We start from the raw sequence: 17587 nt of genomic DNA on the forward strand, positions 1-17587 counted from the left end.
CACTACTCTGTTTTCAAATATTGAGTGTAATTTGAGGCTGATACTTACTTTAAATTGATATTATTATTTTTAGCCCACTTTCTTAATCTTCCATTAGCGTTAGCATAAGGCGAAGATGTGTTAAATGATATCATCCGACCCATTGTCCATTTTGTGTACCATGCTTTACCATACAAAATATCATCCGTTCGCTCATTAATAAGCTTCACAATTTCATTTTTTACAGTCTGAAGTTCAGCTACTAGCGAGTCATAATTTAGCTCTCTGTAATCCGAGTAAAATTTTTGAGCAAGAAGACCAAGTTGGTTCCACTTATAACCCGTGTCTGGAAAATCGACAGGTAGACCTTTAGCATCAGATGTGATCCATTTTACAACAAGAGAATTCCATCCGAGTAAATATGAAACAAGATCACGAACACTCATCTCTGTTCCTTTGGCGTGCCCATCCATTGAGTGTTCAGATGTCATTTCTGCCGGGATTGCATTTAAATAACTAATTAATTTATTAAAATTTTTATCAATAGCTAAAAGTAACTCAGCTTTTGTTTGTGGTACGCTCATAAGGAATTCCATCTCATTAAAATAGAGTAACCATAAAGGTTGTGTCGTGTTTGAAAACAAATTAATTATTTACTATCGACCACAATATGGGAAAGACTCTTTTATAAACAGTGTAAGCGCTGATTTTTGAATATAATTGGATCTCTATTTTTAAATAGTGGACGATTTATTCTTTACCATACTTAATTTTATCAGAGCTCCGCGACTGTGGAGCAGTTTTTGTTAACTAACTCATTTGTTTAATATGAAAGAGTATCTGATTCATCCAACGAGAAGAATATACAGCTATTCCATTTTATGGAACTTACGAGGCTGATTAACATAATAAAAAGATTTTACTCTTCTTTAATCAAGGAAAGCTTCTCATATCATGCATCAAGCATTTCTTGTTTCTTTCTTAAGTAATCATATCTATCGTTTAATTTATCTTTTTTAGTTAGCCTACAAGATCTTTTTTACATAATTAGTTAATAACTTAAGCAAAAATTATAGTATAGAAACAGGGCGAGAATTGAGCTTTAACTAGGGTAAATCTGATGGGGGTTTTACACCAGTTTTACACCAGTTTTACACCAAGCAAATTCCAGACATAAAAAAACCAACCATAAGCGGTTGGTTTTTCTAAAGAATTTTGGTCGGCATGATAGGATTTGAACCTACGACCCCCGACACCCCATGACGGTGCGCTACCAGGCTGCGCTACATGCCGTTTGTGCCCTGTATATTACTGTTTTTGACTGCTAAAGCAACCCTTTGCTAATTAAGTGACGCAATTTTGTGCGTCACTTAATAGCGTTAGCGTTCAATAAAACGCTTCTGCTCAGCCAGAACTTGCAGTAATAATTTTAAATCAGGTTTTGCAGAACTGATCTCTTGTCCTGATTTATCAAATAAAGCGTATCGACCATGCTTATCTATCAACAAGGTATTATCTTGTAAAAAGACCACAAATGCCTCTTCATCACCAGTGAAAATCCATGGATGATTACGAGTGCTTGCAAATAAATCTTCACCTTGTGAATAGTTGTCTGCAGGACTAATGACATGTAAAACATGCTGCATCAAGGTTGTCATAACATCTTGATGGCTTGTCATTCGATCAATAACCTGTGGTGTCATATTTGGCCAATGTATTATCAATGGCACCTGTGACTGGCTTAAATTAAAGGTGGTCTTATCTGAAAGCCATTGATTAATTTGCTTCTTATTGTTGTCTTGATGATAGCTAGAAGTGACAACCACAACAGTATTATCTAGTACTTTGGTTTCTTGTAATGTCTTAAATATTGTCTCTAGTTGATCATTTAATGTGGCTCGTTGAGTCGCATTATTGGTATGACCATTAATTTGTAAGAAAGAGAACCAAGGGGTTGTTTGGTTGTTTTTAACCAACCAATTACTCCAGCTATCAATAGTGGCATTGTTATCACCACTGCGTGATGTTGGGAGGGTGAAATCTGATAGCACCGCTTGTTTAAACAATGGTGTTTGGAAACCATTCGTTGAAAACATGGCTAATTGATAGTTTCGATAACTTAACGCATCGAAAAGAGCAGAGTTCTTTCTGCTACTTAATACACTGTCTAAATAAGAAGGTGAAATACCATAAAATAGCCCAAATAATGCAGTGTCATTATTAATACCGGATGAATAATGACGCGAAAAATAAAGGTTATTTTGTGCAAATTGTCGCAAGCTTGGTAATTCAGGTACTTCTTCAGTACCTAAACCATCAACGACCACCACCAGCAAGTTATAAGAATAGGTATCCTTGGCATAGATTAATGGAGCAAGAGGATAAGTGATACCTTGTGCAGCTGGATTACCTTCACTGATAACACGTTGCTCATATTCTGATTGATTAATAAAACCGTGGCGCTCAAGGAATTTACGCGCTGTCATTGGGTAGGATAACGGTAAATTAGCACGTTGCATGGTGATTGGGCGATAAAAGTTAGCGTCAGCCCAAATTGACATAGAGTGAGATAGTATAAAGCAAGTAATAAAGACACCTGCTAATGGTTTACCCCAGCGTTGGCGGTTTAAACTGCGTAATTTTTGCCAACTCCATGTTGCAAAAAGCATTTCAATCAGAAAGATAATGGGGATGCCAATGAAAATAAGTTGCCATTCACGCGCCATTTCACCTTCATCTGGGTTAATTACGAGATCCCAAACAAGTTGAGTCAAATGGAGTTGAAATTGCTGATAAACGGCGATATCAAAAATAAGGATAGTTAATCCTGCACTGGCAAGGGCACAGGAAATAACCCTAAGTAGCCGTTGAGAAACAGCGATAAAGGTGAGGGGGAAAAGGATGAGTATATAGATAGCAAAGACAATAAAACTAAAATGTCCCATCCAACTTACAATAGCGTAAAAACGACCAGCAAAGGTTGCAGGCCAATCAGAAATAAACAGGTAACGGCTTCCAAGCAGTAAGCTTAGAATAATATTAAATAGCGCAAACCAGTGACCCCAACTGATCATTTGGGATACTTTTTCACGATAGGACTGAGGTCTCGTTACCATGTCTATAAATAATTTTTCTATGTTTATTAGTGAATTTTGCCTTCATCAATCGAAGCACGCAGTGCGTGAACAAAAGAATCAGCAATCAGCATTCGTTGAGCAGGGGCAATACTTGTATTAATTAAGTTTGTCACCATGTTTCCCAACACCATCAAAGAAAGATCTGTAGGAGTATGATGTTTTTCAAGAACGCTGACAAGTTCTGCAAGTAATTGCTCAACTTGTTCATCACTATAACGGGATTTTTGTGGCATAAAATCTGAATTCCTACTAAATGAATAAAACGCTATATATTACCGTATTACTAGGGCTTTTTCCGCTATTAAATTAATTAATTTTCCCTTGATACTAAAAGTAGGGAGTGTTTGAATACGCGCACGAGAAAGAGACGCAATAGAAGAGGACGACCATGAGTCTAGATATTAACCAATTAGTTTTGCATCAACTTATTAAGCGAGATGAGCAGACATTAGAAGTTGTGCTACGTGATTCACTCTTAGAAATTGAACCTGTTGTTCAGGAGATGATTGAAGAGTTGCATCGTGTATACAGTGCAAAAAGTAAAGCTTATGGTCTGTTTAATGAAGAAAGTGAATTAGCAGAAGCGCTGCGTTTACAACGTAAAGGTGAAGAGAATTTTTTAGGTTTTTCACGAGCAGCAACGGTGAGACTAAAAGACGAATTAGCAAAATACCCTTTTGCAGAAGGTGGCACCGTTCTATTTTGTCATTATCGCTATTTAGCGGTGGATTACCTTTTAATTGCTGTACTGAGTAGTTGTAACAGTATGTGGGTAAACGACAGTCTTGATGTGTCATCAACACGCTATTTAGATATTCCTCATGCAGATATTATTGCTCGTATCGATTTAACTGAGTGGGAAACTGCACCTGACTCTTTACGTTATTTAACCTTTTTAAAAGGTCGAGTTGGACGTAAAGTCTCTGATTTCTTTATGGACTTTTTAGGCGGACAAGAAGGTTTAAACGCTAAAGTTCAAAATAAAGGCTTATTACAAGCAGTTGACGATTTCTGTGAAGCTTCAGAAATGGGCAAACAAGAGCGTCAAACTTGTCGAGAGCAAGTATATAGCTACTGTAACGAGCAATTACAATCTGGTGAAGAAATTGCCTTAACAGAGCTTGCTGAAGAATTACCATCTTTAGGCGAGCAAAACTTTGCTCAATTTACTGAAGAAAAAGGCTATGAATTAGCTGAAACATTTCCAGCAGATCGCAGTACATTACGTCAACTGATGAAGTATTCAGGAAGCGGTGGTGGATTAACTGTAAATTTTGATGCGAAATTATTAGGGGAGAGAATATTCTGGGACCCAGCAACAGATACGCTCACCATTAAAGGCACACCACCTAATTTACGTGATCAGCTACAACGTAGAGCATCTGAAAAATAATTAAGTAGTAGAAACAAATAACGCCACATTAAGTGGCGTTACATGCTCGGCGTCCCGAAAAATAAAGCTCGAAGGGTGGCTTATTAAGCGCGCAGGAAGTCGATATGAGTAATTTTTGGCTTATACTCGTGACGTTGCACTGCTTTAACTTTAACTTTAGTTTCTTTGCCATCGATAACCAGGTTTACGAAATCTGAATAGAATTCTGATTTGTGTTCTTGGTTGATAACTTCGTTGTGATCTAAATCGATAGCGATTGGCTCTTCATTTCCGCCATAAACGATAGCAGGAAAACGGTTAGCCACACGCAGGCGGCGGCTCGCACCCTTACCCTGCTCTTTACGTACAGTTGCTTTGATAGTTAACATCTTTTTTCTCTTATAAAAAAGAAAGAAAATACATACTTGTTACAGGCGACCCAGCAACAAGCTCGAGATTTGGTTTATCTAAAAATAGATAAAGCGGGGCGCATTTTAACGAAAAAGTCCCCTAACAGCAAATATAAATCCAGATTAATACAAGGTATCTGCTTTTCGGTAGCGACCAGCATAGTCAAAAATCTTATTTCTTATCTTCCAGAAGCTCTCTTTTTTACCTTTATGGGCGACAATAAAGTCAGGATGGCGCAACAAATCAAACTGCTTAATAATGTCGTTGGCATTATGCCAAACAAAAGGAACACCCGGGGCGCGTTGATGCTCACGTAAAAATTTTAATTCAAATACTTTTCGTTGGGCAGGTGTTGTTAGTCGAAAACGTTCAGAGACAGAAGTGCCTTCTTCGTCGTAATAATTAATTTCTAACCATTCACCTTTAGCATCATTTCCTGATTTAAATTGCATCCCACCACAGCGCAGAACTAATGCCCCTTTGAGTTTTAATGCTGCTTTGAGCATATCATCAGGATCAACCAAGATCTCATCACAATGAACACAGCGACGTGCTGCAATATCATTTTCTTCATTACAATGTGGGCATAATTTAAAGCGGAAACGAAATTCACACTGCTGTTTTTGCCCTTGATCATTGAGCTCCCAACCTTGGCAACGTCGACCATAGTGTTCAATAATATCGCCATCAGCATCTACAATGCCCCAAAAGGTATTGGCAAATTGGCAAATAGGACAGAAAACTTGTACCGGTTTACTATTCGGATTGGGTTTTTTAGTACCAACTTCGGGTAGATAGAGATCGTGAGGATTACCTGCGTAATCTAAAATCAGGCATTCGGTTTTTCCTGCAAATAATCTTAATCCTCGTCCTACAATTTGTTGGTATAAACTCACAGACTCAGTGGGGCGTAAGATAGCGATTAAATCAACATGAGGTGCATCAAAACCTGTTGTTAGTACGGCAACATTAACCATATAACGTAATTGTTGCTGTTTAAAACAAGAAATAAGATGGTCACGTTCAGAAGAGGGGGTATCAGCACTGACTAATGCTGCTTCATCCAGTGGTAAAAGAGAAAGGATCTCTTTTGCATGTTCAACCGTTGCCGCAAATATCATTACACCTCGGCAATTTTGTGCATATTCAATAATCTGAGTAACAATATGAGGTGTGATGCGTTTTTGTCTCTTTATTTCACGATTTAGATCTTCTTCATTAAATATCCCATTTTGGCTTGTTCTTACTTGGCTAAAGTCATATTGCAAAATAGGCATATCTAGGCGAGTTGGCGGAACTAAAAAATGATTACTTATCATATAACGCAAAGGCAATTCATAAATACAATCACGGAAAAAACAATCTTCATCGCCTCTGATCATACCGTGATAATGATATTGATAAATCCAGCCCGTAGGTAAACGATAAGGTGTTGCAGTTAATCCTAAGATCCGTAATTGTGGATTAATGGATTGTAATTGTTTAATAACTTGCTGATATTGGCTATCTTCAGACAAACTAATGCGATGGCATTCATCAATAATAAGAAGAGAAAAAGTATCACTAAATTGCGATAAATTACGGGCAACAGATTGCACACTACCAAAAACAACTTTTCCGCTACTCTCTTTTTGTTGTAAGCCCGCAGCAAAAATATCCGCAGATAGACCATAAGCCTCATATTTGCTATGGTTCTGTTCTACTAATTCTTTTACGTGTGCTAAAACCAAGACACGCCCGCGCGCTCTTTTAGCCAGTTCAGCAATCACTAAACTTTTTCCTGCACCAGTAGGTAATACAATTACCGCAGGTGTATTGTGTTGGCGAAAATAAGAGATTGTCGCGTTAACAGCGTCAAGTTGATAAGGTCTGAGTGTAAAAGCCATAACTCTACATAAGAAATCAAACGGGGCGTCAGCGTAACATTTTTTTATAGGTAGCGCGAATACGGGAGGAGTAAAGAGCGTGATAGTTTATTTATAAATTAATTAGTTGTTTTATTGTTAATATTCATTTTTAATAGATACCTCATATCAGATGGTATTCTTCCATTTTTCAGAGAAATTCATGCGATTAGATAAATTTTTATCCCAGCAATTGGGTATTAGCCGTAGCTTGATCCTTCGTGAATTAAGAGCAGGGCTTGTAACAATTGATGGTGAAATGGTGAAAAGCGGTTCAACCAAAATTGCACCAGAGCAAGAAGTAGCTTATGACGGTAATGTTTTAACTCAAATTTTGGGACCTCGTTACTTTATGTTGAATAAGCCAATCGGCTATGTATGTTCAACAGACGATCCTGTTAATCCAACTATCCTCTATTTTATTGATGAACCTTTGGCACATAAATTACATGCTGCAGGGCGTTTAGATATTGATACAACAGGGCTTGTTTTATTAACGGATAATGGTCAATGGTCACACCGCATTACGGCACCAAAACATCACTGCGAGAAAACCTACCTGGTCACACTCGAAGAGCCGATTGTAGAAGGTGTCGCTGAACAATTCCAAAAAGGTGTTCAACTTAACGGTGAAAAAGATCTAACCAAACCTGCTACGTTAGAAATTATTACACCTACAGAAGTCAAGCTCACTATTAGTGAAGGTAAATACCACCAAGTAAAACGTATGTTTGCAGCAGTGGGTAATCATGTAAGTGCTTTACATCGTGAGCGTATTGGGGATATCACATTAGATGAGACTTTAGCTGAGGGCGAATATCGTCCATTAACAGAAGAAGAGATCAACAGCATTCACCTACCTCAATAATTATTATTTATCCTGTCGTTTTTGGGAGTTTATCTGCGTGCAACAGCAACGTTCGTCGTACCTTAGTCTCATTTTAATACTGGGACTTATTTCCATGCTTATGCCATTGGCTATAGATATGTATTTGCCAAGTTTACCCACTATAGCGCAAGATTTTGGTGTGCCTAGTGGCAAAGTGCAAATGACATTAAGTATCTATATTTTTGGCTTTGCTATTGGGCAATTAGTCTATGGTCCTATGGCTGATAGCTTGGGACGTAAGCCTGTCATTTTGGGCGGCGTAATTGTTTTTGCTTTTGCCTCTAGTGCATGTGCATTATCTGAATCAATAGATATGCTAATTGGAATGCGTTTTTTACATGGCTTTGCGGCAGCTGCGGCAAGTGTTGTGATTAATGCATTGATGAGAGATATGTTCTCTAGAGATGATTTCTCTAGAAGTATGTCTTTTGTTGCACTTGTTATGACTATCGCACCTTTATTAGCGCCATTATTAGGTGCTTGGGTGATGAACTGGTTTTCATGGCATGCAATTTTCTGGAGTATTGCGATAGCTGCTGTGATTGCATCTGCTTTAATTGCTTTTTATATTCCAGAAACATTACCAAAAGAGCGTCGCCAACGTTTTAGTTTAAGAGTGACATTTAGCCAATTTATTAGTTTGTTTAGAACACGTCGTGTTCTTTGTTATATTTTGGCTTCAGGTTTTTCTTTTGCAGGTATGTTTTCATTCCTTAGTGCTGGTCCTTTTGTTTACATCGAATTACATGGTATTCCATTTGATCAATTTGGATTATATTTTGGCTTTAATATCATCTTCTTAATTGTGATGACAAGCATTAATGGGCGCTATGTTCGTCGATTTGGTGCGTTGAAGATGTTGCGCCTAGGCTTAACTATTCAATGTGTTATGGGGATCTTCCTCTTACTGGTGGTCGCTCTTAACTTACATTTCTATTTCCTTGTTGTGGGTGTAGCAATGTATGTGGGCGGTATTGCGATGATCACATCGAATGCGATGGCTGTTATTCTTGATGATTATCCACATATGGCAGGGACGGTTTCTTCTCTTGCTGGAACAGTGCGTTTTGGTGTTGGTGCTTTAGTTGGAACAGCTATTGCTATGTTACCAGCAAAATCAGAATGGCCAATGGTAAGCTCTATGGCATTTTGTGTACTGTTTGCTATGGGTTTTATCTTGCTTGCACGTCGTTATAAATAAGAATATCACGCTATAAATAACAGAAATTTATAGCGTGCTCCTCTTTTTCTGCCTCTGTTTCCTCTAAAAACACCACATTTTCCTCTGCTATATTTCATGAATCGTTTCAAATTAGCGTGATTTTTTGATTTGAATCAATACCTGATGTTGTTGTTTTGTTAAATTAAGTAAAATTTATTTTAATAATCATCTATTATTGTTTTGTTGATATGAAGTATCGTGATAAAAATTGATGGATTGTTTTACTTGAATACGTAATATTTTATACAATTATTTTATATGGTTGATAAAATGTTAAATAAATGAAAGAATAATTGAAGAGATTAAGCATTGCAGACATGAATACCTGCAAACACTAAGCCAAATGAATGGCTTGATACGTTTCTTCGCTTTTTTTGTAAAACAATTGTAATAATCATGTTCTATAATTAACAAAGTTCTAATATGCGTGTGAGCAAGTCAGTTCAAACTCGTATTGATGATGTATTAAATTAACGTGTTGATGAAACAGGATTGATTTGTGGATAATGTACAACTTTCGGTAGTTCATAAGCTGCCGCTGAGTTATCGGTGGCTAGCGGGCTTTGCAGGCACAAGAGTAGAAATACTGCCTGAGAATGATGCTGGAAAGCAAAATACGCTGATTGGCTTAAAATTGCTAAGTCATGATGGTATGACACTGGATGAAGCAATACAGAATTTGCGTCAGTATCTGAGTAATCTCCATATTGATAGCGTTGTGATTGAATGGGATGGCGCTCCTTGTCTTTTCCTTCATAGCGACGATGAATGTGCGGCATTATGTTGCTTAAAAAACGCGGGTGTCGCTATTGCTGAGCCATTTCCAACGGCATATTCTTATTTATAACACCTATCTAATGTTATAAAACCAACGTAGCCACTATGTGTTTTAAGCATTATCAAGAATATAAAAAAAGCCTCATTATCTGTTTATTTAATGAGGCTTTTTTATTGCAATAAGATATAAGGGAATTAATTATCTTAATACATTTTGAGAAAGGTTGTTTTCAACAAGTGCCGCATCATTATTCTCTATAACACGTCTTGCTGCATAAAAACGTTTATTCCAGTAGATATTAGACATTTCTGACACAGTTACACCATTGCTGGTGGATGCATGTACAAATTTATCATTACCGATGTAAATTCCAACATGGCGCATAGTACGGCCTGTTTTGAATAGAACGAGATCGCCTGCTTGTAATTTTGATTTATTAACCTGAGTACCGGAGAACTGTTGGTCTGAGGTTGAGCGAGGGAGTTCTACACCAAATTGGTCAAGAAAGGTTCTTTGAACAAAGGCAGAACAATCGATGCCTTTTTTAGTGTCTCCGCCTAAACGATAAGCGACGCCTTTCCAGTCTGCATATTGGTCAAGTATCTTAGATTTTATATCGAGATTCTTCACCAATGATTCAAATTCATCTTGTGATGCTTGGGAAATAGATGTGCTTGATGATGTATTAAGTGGGGTAGAGCTTGAATTCGCTAAGCGTGAATTTGCGTTCTGTGAGCTACATGCCGATAGCGTAGCTACAACAATGAACGCCGGTATGAGCTTAAGCATTCTCATATACGGTTTTGTTCTCATTGTGACAGATTTCCCTTACATCCTTACGTGCAGAAGCGCACATGAATTATTCACCAAATAACCAGAGAATATAGTGTAATTTAACTCTGGCAACCTTATTTCGCGAAAAACGTGCTCTAAAGCACGTAAATATCCACATTAAACAATAAATAATGAGGAAACCAGAAAAGTGTACAGAAATAGGGACTAAATGGCGAGAGAAAAGAAGTTTAATTTACAAAACATTAGATAATAAAGTGCTAATACTTAAAATAGATCTCATTTTGTCATAATAATATCATTTAACTGTCAAAAAAATGACCAAAAGAATAAGTGCATATTACACTCATTCTTTTTTAATTAATTAGATGTGCTTTTTCTTTTATTTTTTAAAAGGAAGATATTTTTCTAATTGTCTGACAATTATATCTGATAATGGTGTAATTAATAACCAACTCGTCGTAATTAAAGTTAAAGAAATAGAACCCACTAAGATATCTGATGCCCAGTGCGCGCCAGCCATAACTCTTGGTAATGAAAATACGACTGTAATAAGAAGAGCACATAAGAAAGAACGGAACGAAAGATACCGCAATATAAAGCTACAGAAGATAAGTAGCATTAAACCATGATCACCCGGGAAGCTATCGCCAGAGGCATCCTTTGTAGGAATACCTGTCACTATGCCCACTCTATGTACATCTTGAAAATGAAGTGTCGGACTTGGTCTTTCAATTGGGATATTTTGTCCAATTTGATTGATGAGCACAGCACTTATTACCATCACTAATCCCACAATTATAAGATGACGTTTACCCATATAATCTTTTTTACGGAATGTATTGTAGTACAACGCACCCATTGCCAGCAAAATAACCAAATCAAACTTTCTATTATTAATATAAGCCACAAAAGAGGCGAAAAAAGTATCCGGTAAAATGTGCTGATTAAAAAAATAAAAAATATGAGTATCTATTGATAGCCAGAATCCATGTTGTGCTGGAAGATACCAAGAGAAAAAAATAATTAAGCCTGCAAGATTAAGTAGAAAAATGGCCAGTACTTTTTGGTGAAAATTAGAAAGTTTCATAGTAATAAAATGACAAATTTTGCGTGTATTTGGTGATCTAGATCACAATAAGTTTAAGTTTGATTATAGGACTATAACCAAAATAAAAAAATAGATCTTTGCAATTTGCTGCCTATGTAAATGTTATACATTAGTTTCATTTCTGTTGGATTTTTTAATTCCCACTTAACTTAAATTTAGAATATTTTTTTTTGATACTCGTAATTTGAGTGTTATATAATTTTTTTCTATTCTTTAATTAAAGATAAAAGTTAAATAAATAAAGTAACAAGCCGATATTAGTTAGGACTTTAATAACATATTGGCTTGTGGAATTCACACACCCAATAATCAGAGGAGATTAGTTTTGAATAAGTTTTATGTTGCAGCTACGTGCCTGACTTTGTTATTAAGTACACCTACTTTTGCTAAGGAAAATAAAGTCATCGGCTCCGGAACTATAACTTTTGTTGGTGCAATTGTTGAGGGCAATTGTCTAATGGATACAGAGAAAAATACTTTTAAAACAAGTTGTTGGAACGGAAATGAAATGCAGGAATCTCAATATCAGTTAGAAAGAAATAAGCACTTTAGCTCTAAATTGATTAACAACAAAGGTTCTATGGATATTAAATGGATTAATGACAACTTAGCTGTAATGAACATTGTTTATAATTAATTTCCCATAGATCTAATAATAACAATAATTGTATTAATTAAATAAAATTTTAATACTTTTAGAGAACTGTTATTAAAGTTAAAAATATTTGACTTAAGTTTAATCAACGTTGATTTCTTATTTATAAACATCGAACACTTATATTTGATAGACATCAAATATTCTTCTTATGTCTATATAAATGTCATATTTTATTGCTATGATGAAAATATGTCGGGTAGGTGTGATCCCCATACCTGCTAGCGCAAACAAGAAGTGAGGTCGTTATGAGAAAATATCTGACCGTAGTATGTAGTCTTCTCGTTTCCAGTTCGATATCATTGGCTTGGGCGTCTGATCCCATGCAAACAACAGGGCAGATTTATCTGCGGGGTGCGATTGTGGATCCTGCATGTGAGATGAATTTCACATATGATAAAGCTGAATATCAATGTTACAAACACAACAAAGTGTTTACATCTACTCAACCCATCATTCCAGCGTCTTTTGATAAATCCCAACAAACTATTATTTTGCCTCAAGATATGGGCAAGGCTGAGATCCGTTGGATGGATAATACCCAAAAGAATGGTGTTATTGACGTTCAGTATTTTTAAGGCGTCTGTGAGTAGACAGAGGTAGGTAGCAAAGATAAACAAGTCAAATAATCGTTTGTCACATTGGGTTTCTTACCAAACACGCCGTAAAGCTCTGTCGTTCAGGGCGGGGATATAATGCGGAAAAGCCCGAGAGGTTTTAAAGATCAGTCAGGTGTCTCCTGCTGTTCAATATATTGTTTGATGATTGAAAGCGGTGCTCCGCAGCAACTGGCTGCAAAATAACTCGAACTCCACAGAACACCTTTGTAGTAGTAGCGTTCCGCAATATCAGGGCGATCCCGACGCAGTAATAGACTGGATACCTCTTTGAGACTGTTCACTAAATTAGATACAGATAGTGTTGGCGGATAGTTAACCAGCAAATGAACATGATCCCGCTCGCTGTCCATTTCAACGAGTTCAACATCAAAATCAGTACATACGCTGGAAAAATAATTCCTCAGCTTTTCGATGGCATCTTGATCAAATATTTTTCGCCGATATTTGGTAACAAACACCAAGTGAATGTGTATCAGGAAAACACAGTGTCTACCACGGCGAATATCAGTTTCTTTTTTCATAGACCAAAATATAATAGTGAATATGAAACGACTTCAAGCCTTTAAATTTCAGTTAAGACCAAATGGTCAGCAGGAGCGTGATATGCGGCGCTTCGCAGGGGCTTGTCGTTTTGTTTTCAATCGTGCGCTGGCACTCCAAAATGAAAATCATGAGGCAGGAAACAAATTTATTCCCTACACGAAAATGACTTCATGGCTCACTGAATGGAAAACCGATCCTGAGACACAGTGGCTAAAAAAAGCGCCATCACAACCGCTTCAACAATCCTTGAAAGATTTGGAGCGCGGCTACAAGAATTTCTTCCAAAAACGGGCTTCTTTTCCCCGCTTCAAAAAACGCGGGCAAAACGATGCGTTCCGCTACCCGCAGGGGGTGAAGCTCGATCAGAGCAATAGTCGAATATCCTTGCCAAAGTTGGGATGGATACGCTATCGCAATAGCTGTGAAGTCATTGGAGAAGTGAAAAACGTCACGGTCAGCCAGTCATGCGGAAACTGGTACGTCAGTATCCAGACAGAGTATGAAATATCCGAGCCTCAGCATGATTCAACAACGATGGTTGGTCTGGATGCAGGTATAACCAAACTCGCTACGTTGTCAGACGGCACGGTATTCGAGCCTGTTAACAGTTTCAAAACCAGCCAGAAAAAGCTGGCAACACTCCAGCGCCAGTTAAGTCGTAAAGTGAAATTCAGTGCCAACTGGCAGAAACAAAAGCGCAGAATCCAGCGTCTGCATTCCCATATTGCCAATATCCGCAAAGACTACCTTCACAAAGCCACAACGAAAATCAGCAAAAACCACGCAATGATTGCCATTGAGGATCTGAAGGTCAGTAACATGTCAAAATCGGCAAAAGGAACAGCAGAGCAACACGGACGAAACGTCAAAGCCAAATCAGGTTTGAACCGAGCGATATTAGATCAGGGTTGGCATGAAATGCGTCGTCAGCTTGAGTACAAGCAACTCTGGCGTGGTGGTCAGGTACTTGCTGTACCTCCTGCATATACCAGCCAGCGGTGCGCGTGCTGTGGTCACACCGCGAAAGAAAACCGTCTGTCACAAAGTAAATTCGAGTGCCTTAAGTGCGGATATACAGAGAACGCGGATATCAACGGTGCTCGTAACATTTTAGCGGCAGGACATGCCGTTCTAGCCTGTGGAGGGATGGTGCAGTCAGACCGCCCGTTGAAGCAGGAACCCACCGAGGTGAGTCAGGCTACGGTCTGAACGCAGTAGGGATCCCCGTCCTTCAGGGCGGGGAGGATGTCAAGATTATCTGACCTATTTAAAGCAACATTAGCTATGCGCTAATGAGTAGGGTTTTTGACTGTTGATTAGTCAGCACGACCCATATAGCGACGTTCAGCAATATGAATACGAACTTTATCGCCAGTAGAAAGGTATTCAGGAACCTGAATAACTAACCCTGTTGGTAATGTTGCAGGTTTAGTACGAGCACTTGCAGATGCGCCTTTAATACCTGGAACCGTTTCAACAATTTCCATATCAACAGTTTGTGGCAGTTCTAATGCTAAAACTTGACCATCCATTGTTAATACTTGCATTCCCGCTAAGCCTTCCTCAGGAATAAACAGTAATTCATCTTCAATTTGATCTTTTTTGAAGGTATATGGCGTGTAATCTTCATTATCCATAAAGATATACTCATCACCATCAATGTAAGAAAAGCTAACAGCACGACGCGTTAAGCTGATGGTATCAATCATATCATCGCCTTTAAAACGCTCTTCTACTTTTTGGCCTGTACGGATATCAGTAAAACGCATTTTGTACAGCGTACTTGCACCACGAGCACTTGGTGCTTGGATGTCGATATCTTTTACCAGTAATAATTTGTTGTTATAACTAACAGCCATACCACGTTTAATTTCATTGGCTTTTGCCATATAAAACCTTCCATTAAATAACATTGACGATAATGGCGACAAAATTACTCGCAGTGCAGAAACTTGGCAAGTTATTCGCACATTTTTTTATAAGATTTGATGAAAAAACAAAGCCAGCTCAAATATGGGCTGGCTTTAGATATTAGCGTTTAGAAAGGAAATTAACGGTAGATGGGAAGAAGATTAAAGTTCGCTAAAATATGCGCGCTGGCATTAATAACACCAAATAAAATCACGAAACCAATCATAAACATACCACCGGGAGCTTTAAAGCTCTGGCTTTGATTACGCTCACGACTTGCTTTAGCCATTAATGCGGGAATAATCGCAGCCCAAATTGTTGCTGCAAGCCCTGCAAAACCAATGGCATATAAGAAACCATCAGGGAAAATAATTGCTAAAATAGTCGGTGGTATAAATGTGACTAATGCAGATTTAAATCGACCGCTTCCTGTATTTGAAAACTTAAAGAAGTCCGCTAAGTAATCGAATAATCCTAATGACACGCCTAAGAATGAACTTGCTAATGCCATATAAGAGAATAAGTCTAATAACATTGATACAGTGGCATTGGCGGTTGTTGAACGCATTTGTGCTAATAAGTTACCAATATTCCCACCATCAGCAATCACTTGCTTGAAACCTTCACGAGGAATATTACCTTGTACAACAAACTGCCATAAAATATAAATTGCCAGTGAAATCAATGTACCAATAAGCAAGCTTTTCATAACAGCTTTGCCATCTTTACGATAATACGTTACTAAACCTGGAATATTGCCGTGATAACCAAACGAGGTCAGTAAATAAGGTAATGCGGCTAAAGCATAAGGTAAATAACTTGCATTACTTTCATTGGTGTTAAATAACACAGGCATTTTTACTTCTGTAAATAAGCCACCAATGGCTAACACAAAAGCAATTACCATACCGCCAATTAAAATGGTGCTTAATCTATCCACTGCACGTGTTGATAACCAAACAAAGAAAGCAACAATTAATGCAAAGACTAAACCTGCAATAGCTTGTGGTACGCTGACCACCTCTGCAAAGTTCTGCACAATAATGGAGCTACCCGCAGAAATATAAGCGTAAGTTAGAATATAAAGAACAAACGCAATCGATAGTCCATTAATAGTACTCCAACCTTTTCCTAATAAGTCTTTGGTAATGGTATGAAAGCTTGAGCCTAAAGGATAATGAAGGTTCACTTCTAAGATCATTAACCCAGACATAAATAAACAAAACCAAGTGTAGATCAAAAGAAAAATAGAACCGGTAAACCAGACACCGGAAGTCACAATAGGGATGGAAAACATGCCAGCACCGACTGCGGTACCTGCAATGATCATTGCACCACCAAGTATGGATGGGCGCTTTGTTATTGATGTGACTTCTGACATAAGATGTCCTTATAAAATTGACTCAATGTACTAGCTTGATGGTGTAAAGAATACACGTTTGCTATAAAGGTGTAAATAGAGGTTATTGTGCTTTATAAAAGAAAAAAGTGAGTAAAAATAATACAGTAGAAAGAGTGGGGTATATAAATCAATAGATTAGTATGATGATTATTAGAAATGATAAAGAAATACAGTAGTAAATAAGTGAAAATTCACGCAGAAATAGATAATCCGAACATTATTCTGAACAAAAAATATCCAGAATAATGAAAGTGATAAGGTGTTTTTAATTAACCTTGATAAAACTGCTTACTTTTCCATAATGCAATGGAATTACGGCTGGCTTCAAAGTGCGGTTCAGGTAAATCATCTGGAGAACACCAGCGGATTTCAGAACATTTATCTGGTTCCATCAATTTCGGCTCGTCACCTTGGTGTTGTGCGATCATACAAATAGAGACAGTGTGTTTACCTTCTAACTGGTAAGTTTCTAGATTATTGCTAATACCAATCACTTGTGGCGCAGTGATCGCAATACCAATTTCTTCTTCTATTTCGCGAATAGCACACTGCTCAAAAGTTTCCCCTTCATCAACATGTCCACCAAAAATTGACCAATAAGGGGCATGTTTTCCACAACGTTTTCCCAATAATACTTCACCATTTTCATTGGTAATAATCACGCCAACGCCGACTACGACTGACATTTAAGACTCCTTTTTCTTTTTTATATAGTTATAGTTAATGTATAAAATAAGTCGTTTTTTACGGGTGATATTCTCCTTTGCAGAGGGATCGAGCGCAAGGAGAAAAAAACCAATTTCACTGAATAAAAGGTTAATTAATGCTATATATAGCACCCTAAATATTCATAATAAAAAT

18 protein-coding genes and 1 tRNA gene are annotated in these 17587 nt (G+C 37.5%); 7 read left to right on the plus strand and 12 right to left on the minus strand.

All coding sequences use genetic code 11. The features are described from left to right. Positions 1 to 44: 44 nt before the first annotated feature. From EHE21_RS06770 to EHE21_RS06785, 4 genes are all read right to left on the minus strand, one after another. Entirely contained in the window at positions 45 to 563 is a 519-nt protein-coding gene (locus EHE21_RS06770) for a ClbS/DfsB family four-helix bundle protein (protein WP_194952207.1), read from the minus strand. 632 nt (positions 564 to 1195) lie between these two features. After that, positions 1196 to 1272 (minus strand) — tRNA-Pro (locus EHE21_RS06775). 86 nt (positions 1273 to 1358) lie between these two features. Then, positions 1359 to 3095, minus strand: a complete 1737-nt coding sequence (gene yejM / locus EHE21_RS06780) for an LPS biosynthesis-modulating metalloenzyme YejM (RefSeq protein ID WP_194952208.1) — start codon at positions 3093 to 3095, stop codon at positions 1359 to 1361. Between the two features lie 26 nt (positions 3096 to 3121). Further along, positions 3122 to 3349, minus strand: a complete 228-nt coding sequence (locus EHE21_RS06785) for a YejL family protein (protein WP_088493230.1) — start codon at positions 3347 to 3349, stop codon at positions 3122 to 3124. Positions 3350 to 3504: 155 nt separating this feature from the next. Here EHE21_RS06785 and yejK point away from each other — a divergent pair, with 155 nt between their 5' ends. Continuing rightward, the gene (gene yejK / locus EHE21_RS06790; protein ID WP_194952209.1) at positions 3505 to 4509 is read left to right on the plus strand and encodes a nucleoid-associated protein YejK; all 1005 of its coding nucleotides are present in this window, start codon (positions 3505 to 3507) and stop codon (positions 4507 to 4509) included. An 83-nt stretch (positions 4510 to 4592) separates the two neighbouring features. On the opposite strand, the gene rplY is transcribed toward yejK, so the two are convergent. After that, the gene (gene rplY / locus EHE21_RS06795) at positions 4593 to 4877 is read right to left on the minus strand and encodes a 50S ribosomal protein L25 (protein ID WP_023581385.1); all 285 of its coding nucleotides are present in this window, start codon (positions 4875 to 4877) and stop codon (positions 4593 to 4595) included. Between the two features lie 144 nt (positions 4878 to 5021). Then, on the minus strand, positions 5022 to 6785 hold the full coding sequence (locus EHE21_RS06800) for a DEAD/DEAH box helicase (RefSeq protein WP_194952210.1): 1764 nt from the start codon (positions 6783 to 6785) through the stop codon (positions 5022 to 5024). Between the two features lie 181 nt (positions 6786 to 6966). Between EHE21_RS06800 and rsuA the strand changes: the two genes are divergently transcribed. From rsuA to EHE21_RS06815, 3 genes are all read left to right on the plus strand, one after another. Then, positions 6967 to 7671, plus strand: a complete 705-nt coding sequence (gene rsuA, locus EHE21_RS06805) for a 16S rRNA pseudouridine(516) synthase RsuA (RefSeq protein WP_088493228.1) — start codon at positions 6967 to 6969, stop codon at positions 7669 to 7671. 37 nt (positions 7672 to 7708) lie between these two features. Continuing rightward, positions 7709 to 8893: a Bcr/CflA family multidrug efflux MFS transporter gene (locus tag EHE21_RS06810; RefSeq protein WP_228766740.1), complete on the plus strand. Its 1185-nt coding sequence runs from the start codon at positions 7709 to 7711 to the stop codon at positions 8891 to 8893. A gap of 520 nt (positions 8894 to 9413) precedes the next feature. After that, positions 9414 to 9761 (plus strand): YejG family protein, encoded by a 348-nt coding sequence (locus EHE21_RS06815; RefSeq protein WP_072062745.1) that lies wholly within the window; start codon positions 9414 to 9416, stop codon positions 9759 to 9761. 129 nt (positions 9762 to 9890) lie between these two features. On the opposite strand, the gene mepS is transcribed toward EHE21_RS06815, so the two are convergent. Continuing rightward, the gene (mepS, locus tag EHE21_RS06820; protein ID WP_194952211.1) at positions 9891 to 10505 is read right to left on the minus strand and encodes a bifunctional murein DD-endopeptidase/murein LD-carboxypeptidase; all 615 of its coding nucleotides are present in this window, start codon (positions 10503 to 10505) and stop codon (positions 9891 to 9893) included. Between the two features lie 361 nt (positions 10506 to 10866). Continuing rightward, entirely contained in the window at positions 10867 to 11574 is a 708-nt protein-coding gene (locus EHE21_RS06825; RefSeq protein WP_194952212.1) for a phosphatase PAP2 family protein, read from the minus strand. A gap of 346 nt (positions 11575 to 11920) precedes the next feature. On the opposite strand from EHE21_RS06825, the gene EHE21_RS06830 reads away from it, so the two are divergent. After that, on the plus strand, positions 11921 to 12232 hold the full coding sequence (locus EHE21_RS06830) for a hypothetical protein (RefSeq protein WP_194952213.1): 312 nt from the start codon (positions 11921 to 11923) through the stop codon (positions 12230 to 12232). 341 nt (positions 12233 to 12573) lie between these two features. Then, the gene (locus tag EHE21_RS06835) at positions 12574 to 12828 is read left to right on the plus strand and encodes a hypothetical protein (protein WP_228766741.1); all 255 of its coding nucleotides are present in this window, start codon (positions 12574 to 12576) and stop codon (positions 12826 to 12828) included. A 146-nt stretch (positions 12829 to 12974) separates the two neighbouring features. Here the strand turns inward: EHE21_RS06835 and tnpA are convergent, their stop codons facing one another. Next, positions 12975 to 13391 (minus strand): IS200/IS605 family transposase, encoded by a 417-nt coding sequence (gene tnpA / locus EHE21_RS06840; RefSeq protein ID WP_194952215.1) that lies wholly within the window; start codon positions 13389 to 13391, stop codon positions 12975 to 12977. Between the two features lie 22 nt (positions 13392 to 13413). Between tnpA and EHE21_RS06845 the strand changes: the two genes are divergently transcribed. Beyond that, a complete protein-coding gene (locus tag EHE21_RS06845; RefSeq protein WP_194952216.1) occupies positions 13414 to 14622 on the plus strand; it encodes an RNA-guided endonuclease InsQ/TnpB family protein in 1209 nt (402 codons plus the stop codon). A 107-nt stretch (positions 14623 to 14729) separates the two neighbouring features. On the opposite strand, the gene yeiP is transcribed toward EHE21_RS06845, so the two are convergent. The 3 genes from yeiP to EHE21_RS06860 all read right to left on the minus strand — a co-directional run bounded on the left by yeiP (position 14730) and on the right by EHE21_RS06860 (position 17412). After that, positions 14730 to 15302, minus strand: a complete 573-nt coding sequence (gene yeiP, locus EHE21_RS06850) for an elongation factor P-like protein YeiP (RefSeq protein WP_088493223.1) — start codon at positions 15300 to 15302, stop codon at positions 14730 to 14732. Between the two features lie 161 nt (positions 15303 to 15463). Beyond that, positions 15464 to 16705, minus strand: a complete 1242-nt coding sequence (mtr, locus tag EHE21_RS06855; RefSeq protein WP_194952217.1) for a tryptophan permease — start codon at positions 16703 to 16705, stop codon at positions 15464 to 15466. Between the two features lie 290 nt (positions 16706 to 16995). Beyond that, positions 16996 to 17412, minus strand: a complete 417-nt coding sequence (locus EHE21_RS06860) for an NUDIX domain-containing protein (RefSeq protein ID WP_165124611.1) — start codon at positions 17410 to 17412, stop codon at positions 16996 to 16998. Positions 17413 to 17587: the final 175 nt, after the last annotated feature.

The organism is Proteus sp. GOKU (assembly GCF_015475555.1).
Taxonomy (GTDB): Bacteria; Pseudomonadota; Gammaproteobacteria; order Enterobacterales; family Enterobacteriaceae; genus Proteus; species Proteus mirabilis_B.

Excerpts from the sequence above, each read along its gene's own strand:
- EHE21_RS06860 (WP_165124611.1), bottom strand. The coding sequence starts at position 17,412 with ATGTCAGTCGTAGTCGGCGTTGGCGTGATTATTACCAATGAAAATGGT.
- EHE21_RS06800 (WP_194952210.1), bottom strand. The coding sequence starts at position 6,785 with ATGGCTTTTACACTCAGACCTTATCAACTTGACGCTGTTAACGCGACA.
- yeiP (WP_088493223.1), bottom strand. The coding sequence starts at position 15,302 with ATGGCAAAAGCCAATGAAATTAAACGTGGTATGGCTGTTAGTTATAAC.
- mepS (WP_194952211.1), bottom strand. The coding sequence starts at position 10,505 with ATGAGAACAAAACCGTATATGAGAATGCTTAAGCTCATACCGGCGTTC.
- EHE21_RS06835 (WP_228766741.1), top strand. The coding sequence starts at position 12,574 with ATGCAAACAACAGGGCAGATTTATCTGCGGGGTGCGATTGTGGATCCT.
- rsuA (WP_088493228.1), top strand. The coding sequence starts at position 6,967 with ATGCGATTAGATAAATTTTTATCCCAGCAATTGGGTATTAGCCGTAGC.
- EHE21_RS06770 (WP_194952207.1), bottom strand. The coding sequence starts at position 563 with ATGAGCGTACCACAAACAAAAGCTGAGTTACTTTTAGCTATTGATAAA.
- mtr (WP_194952217.1), bottom strand. The coding sequence starts at position 16,705 with ATGTCAGAAGTCACATCAATAACAAAGCGCCCATCCATACTTGGTGGT.
- yejK (WP_194952209.1), top strand. The coding sequence starts at position 3,505 with ATGAGTCTAGATATTAACCAATTAGTTTTGCATCAACTTATTAAGCGA.
- EHE21_RS06785 (WP_088493230.1), bottom strand. The coding sequence starts at position 3,349 with ATGCCACAAAAATCCCGTTATAGTGATGAACAAGTTGAGCAATTACTT.
- tnpA (WP_194952215.1), bottom strand. The coding sequence starts at position 13,391 with ATGAAAAAAGAAACTGATATTCGCCGTGGTAGACACTGTGTTTTCCTG.
- yejM (WP_194952208.1), bottom strand. The coding sequence starts at position 3,095 with ATGGTAACGAGACCTCAGTCCTATCGTGAAAAAGTATCCCAAATGATC.
- rplY (WP_023581385.1), bottom strand. The coding sequence starts at position 4,877 with ATGTTAACTATCAAAGCAACTGTACGTAAAGAGCAGGGTAAGGGTGCG.
- EHE21_RS06825 (WP_194952212.1), bottom strand. The coding sequence starts at position 11,574 with ATGAAACTTTCTAATTTTCACCAAAAAGTACTGGCCATTTTTCTACTT.
- EHE21_RS06845 (WP_194952216.1), top strand. The coding sequence starts at position 13,414 with ATGAAACGACTTCAAGCCTTTAAATTTCAGTTAAGACCAAATGGTCAG.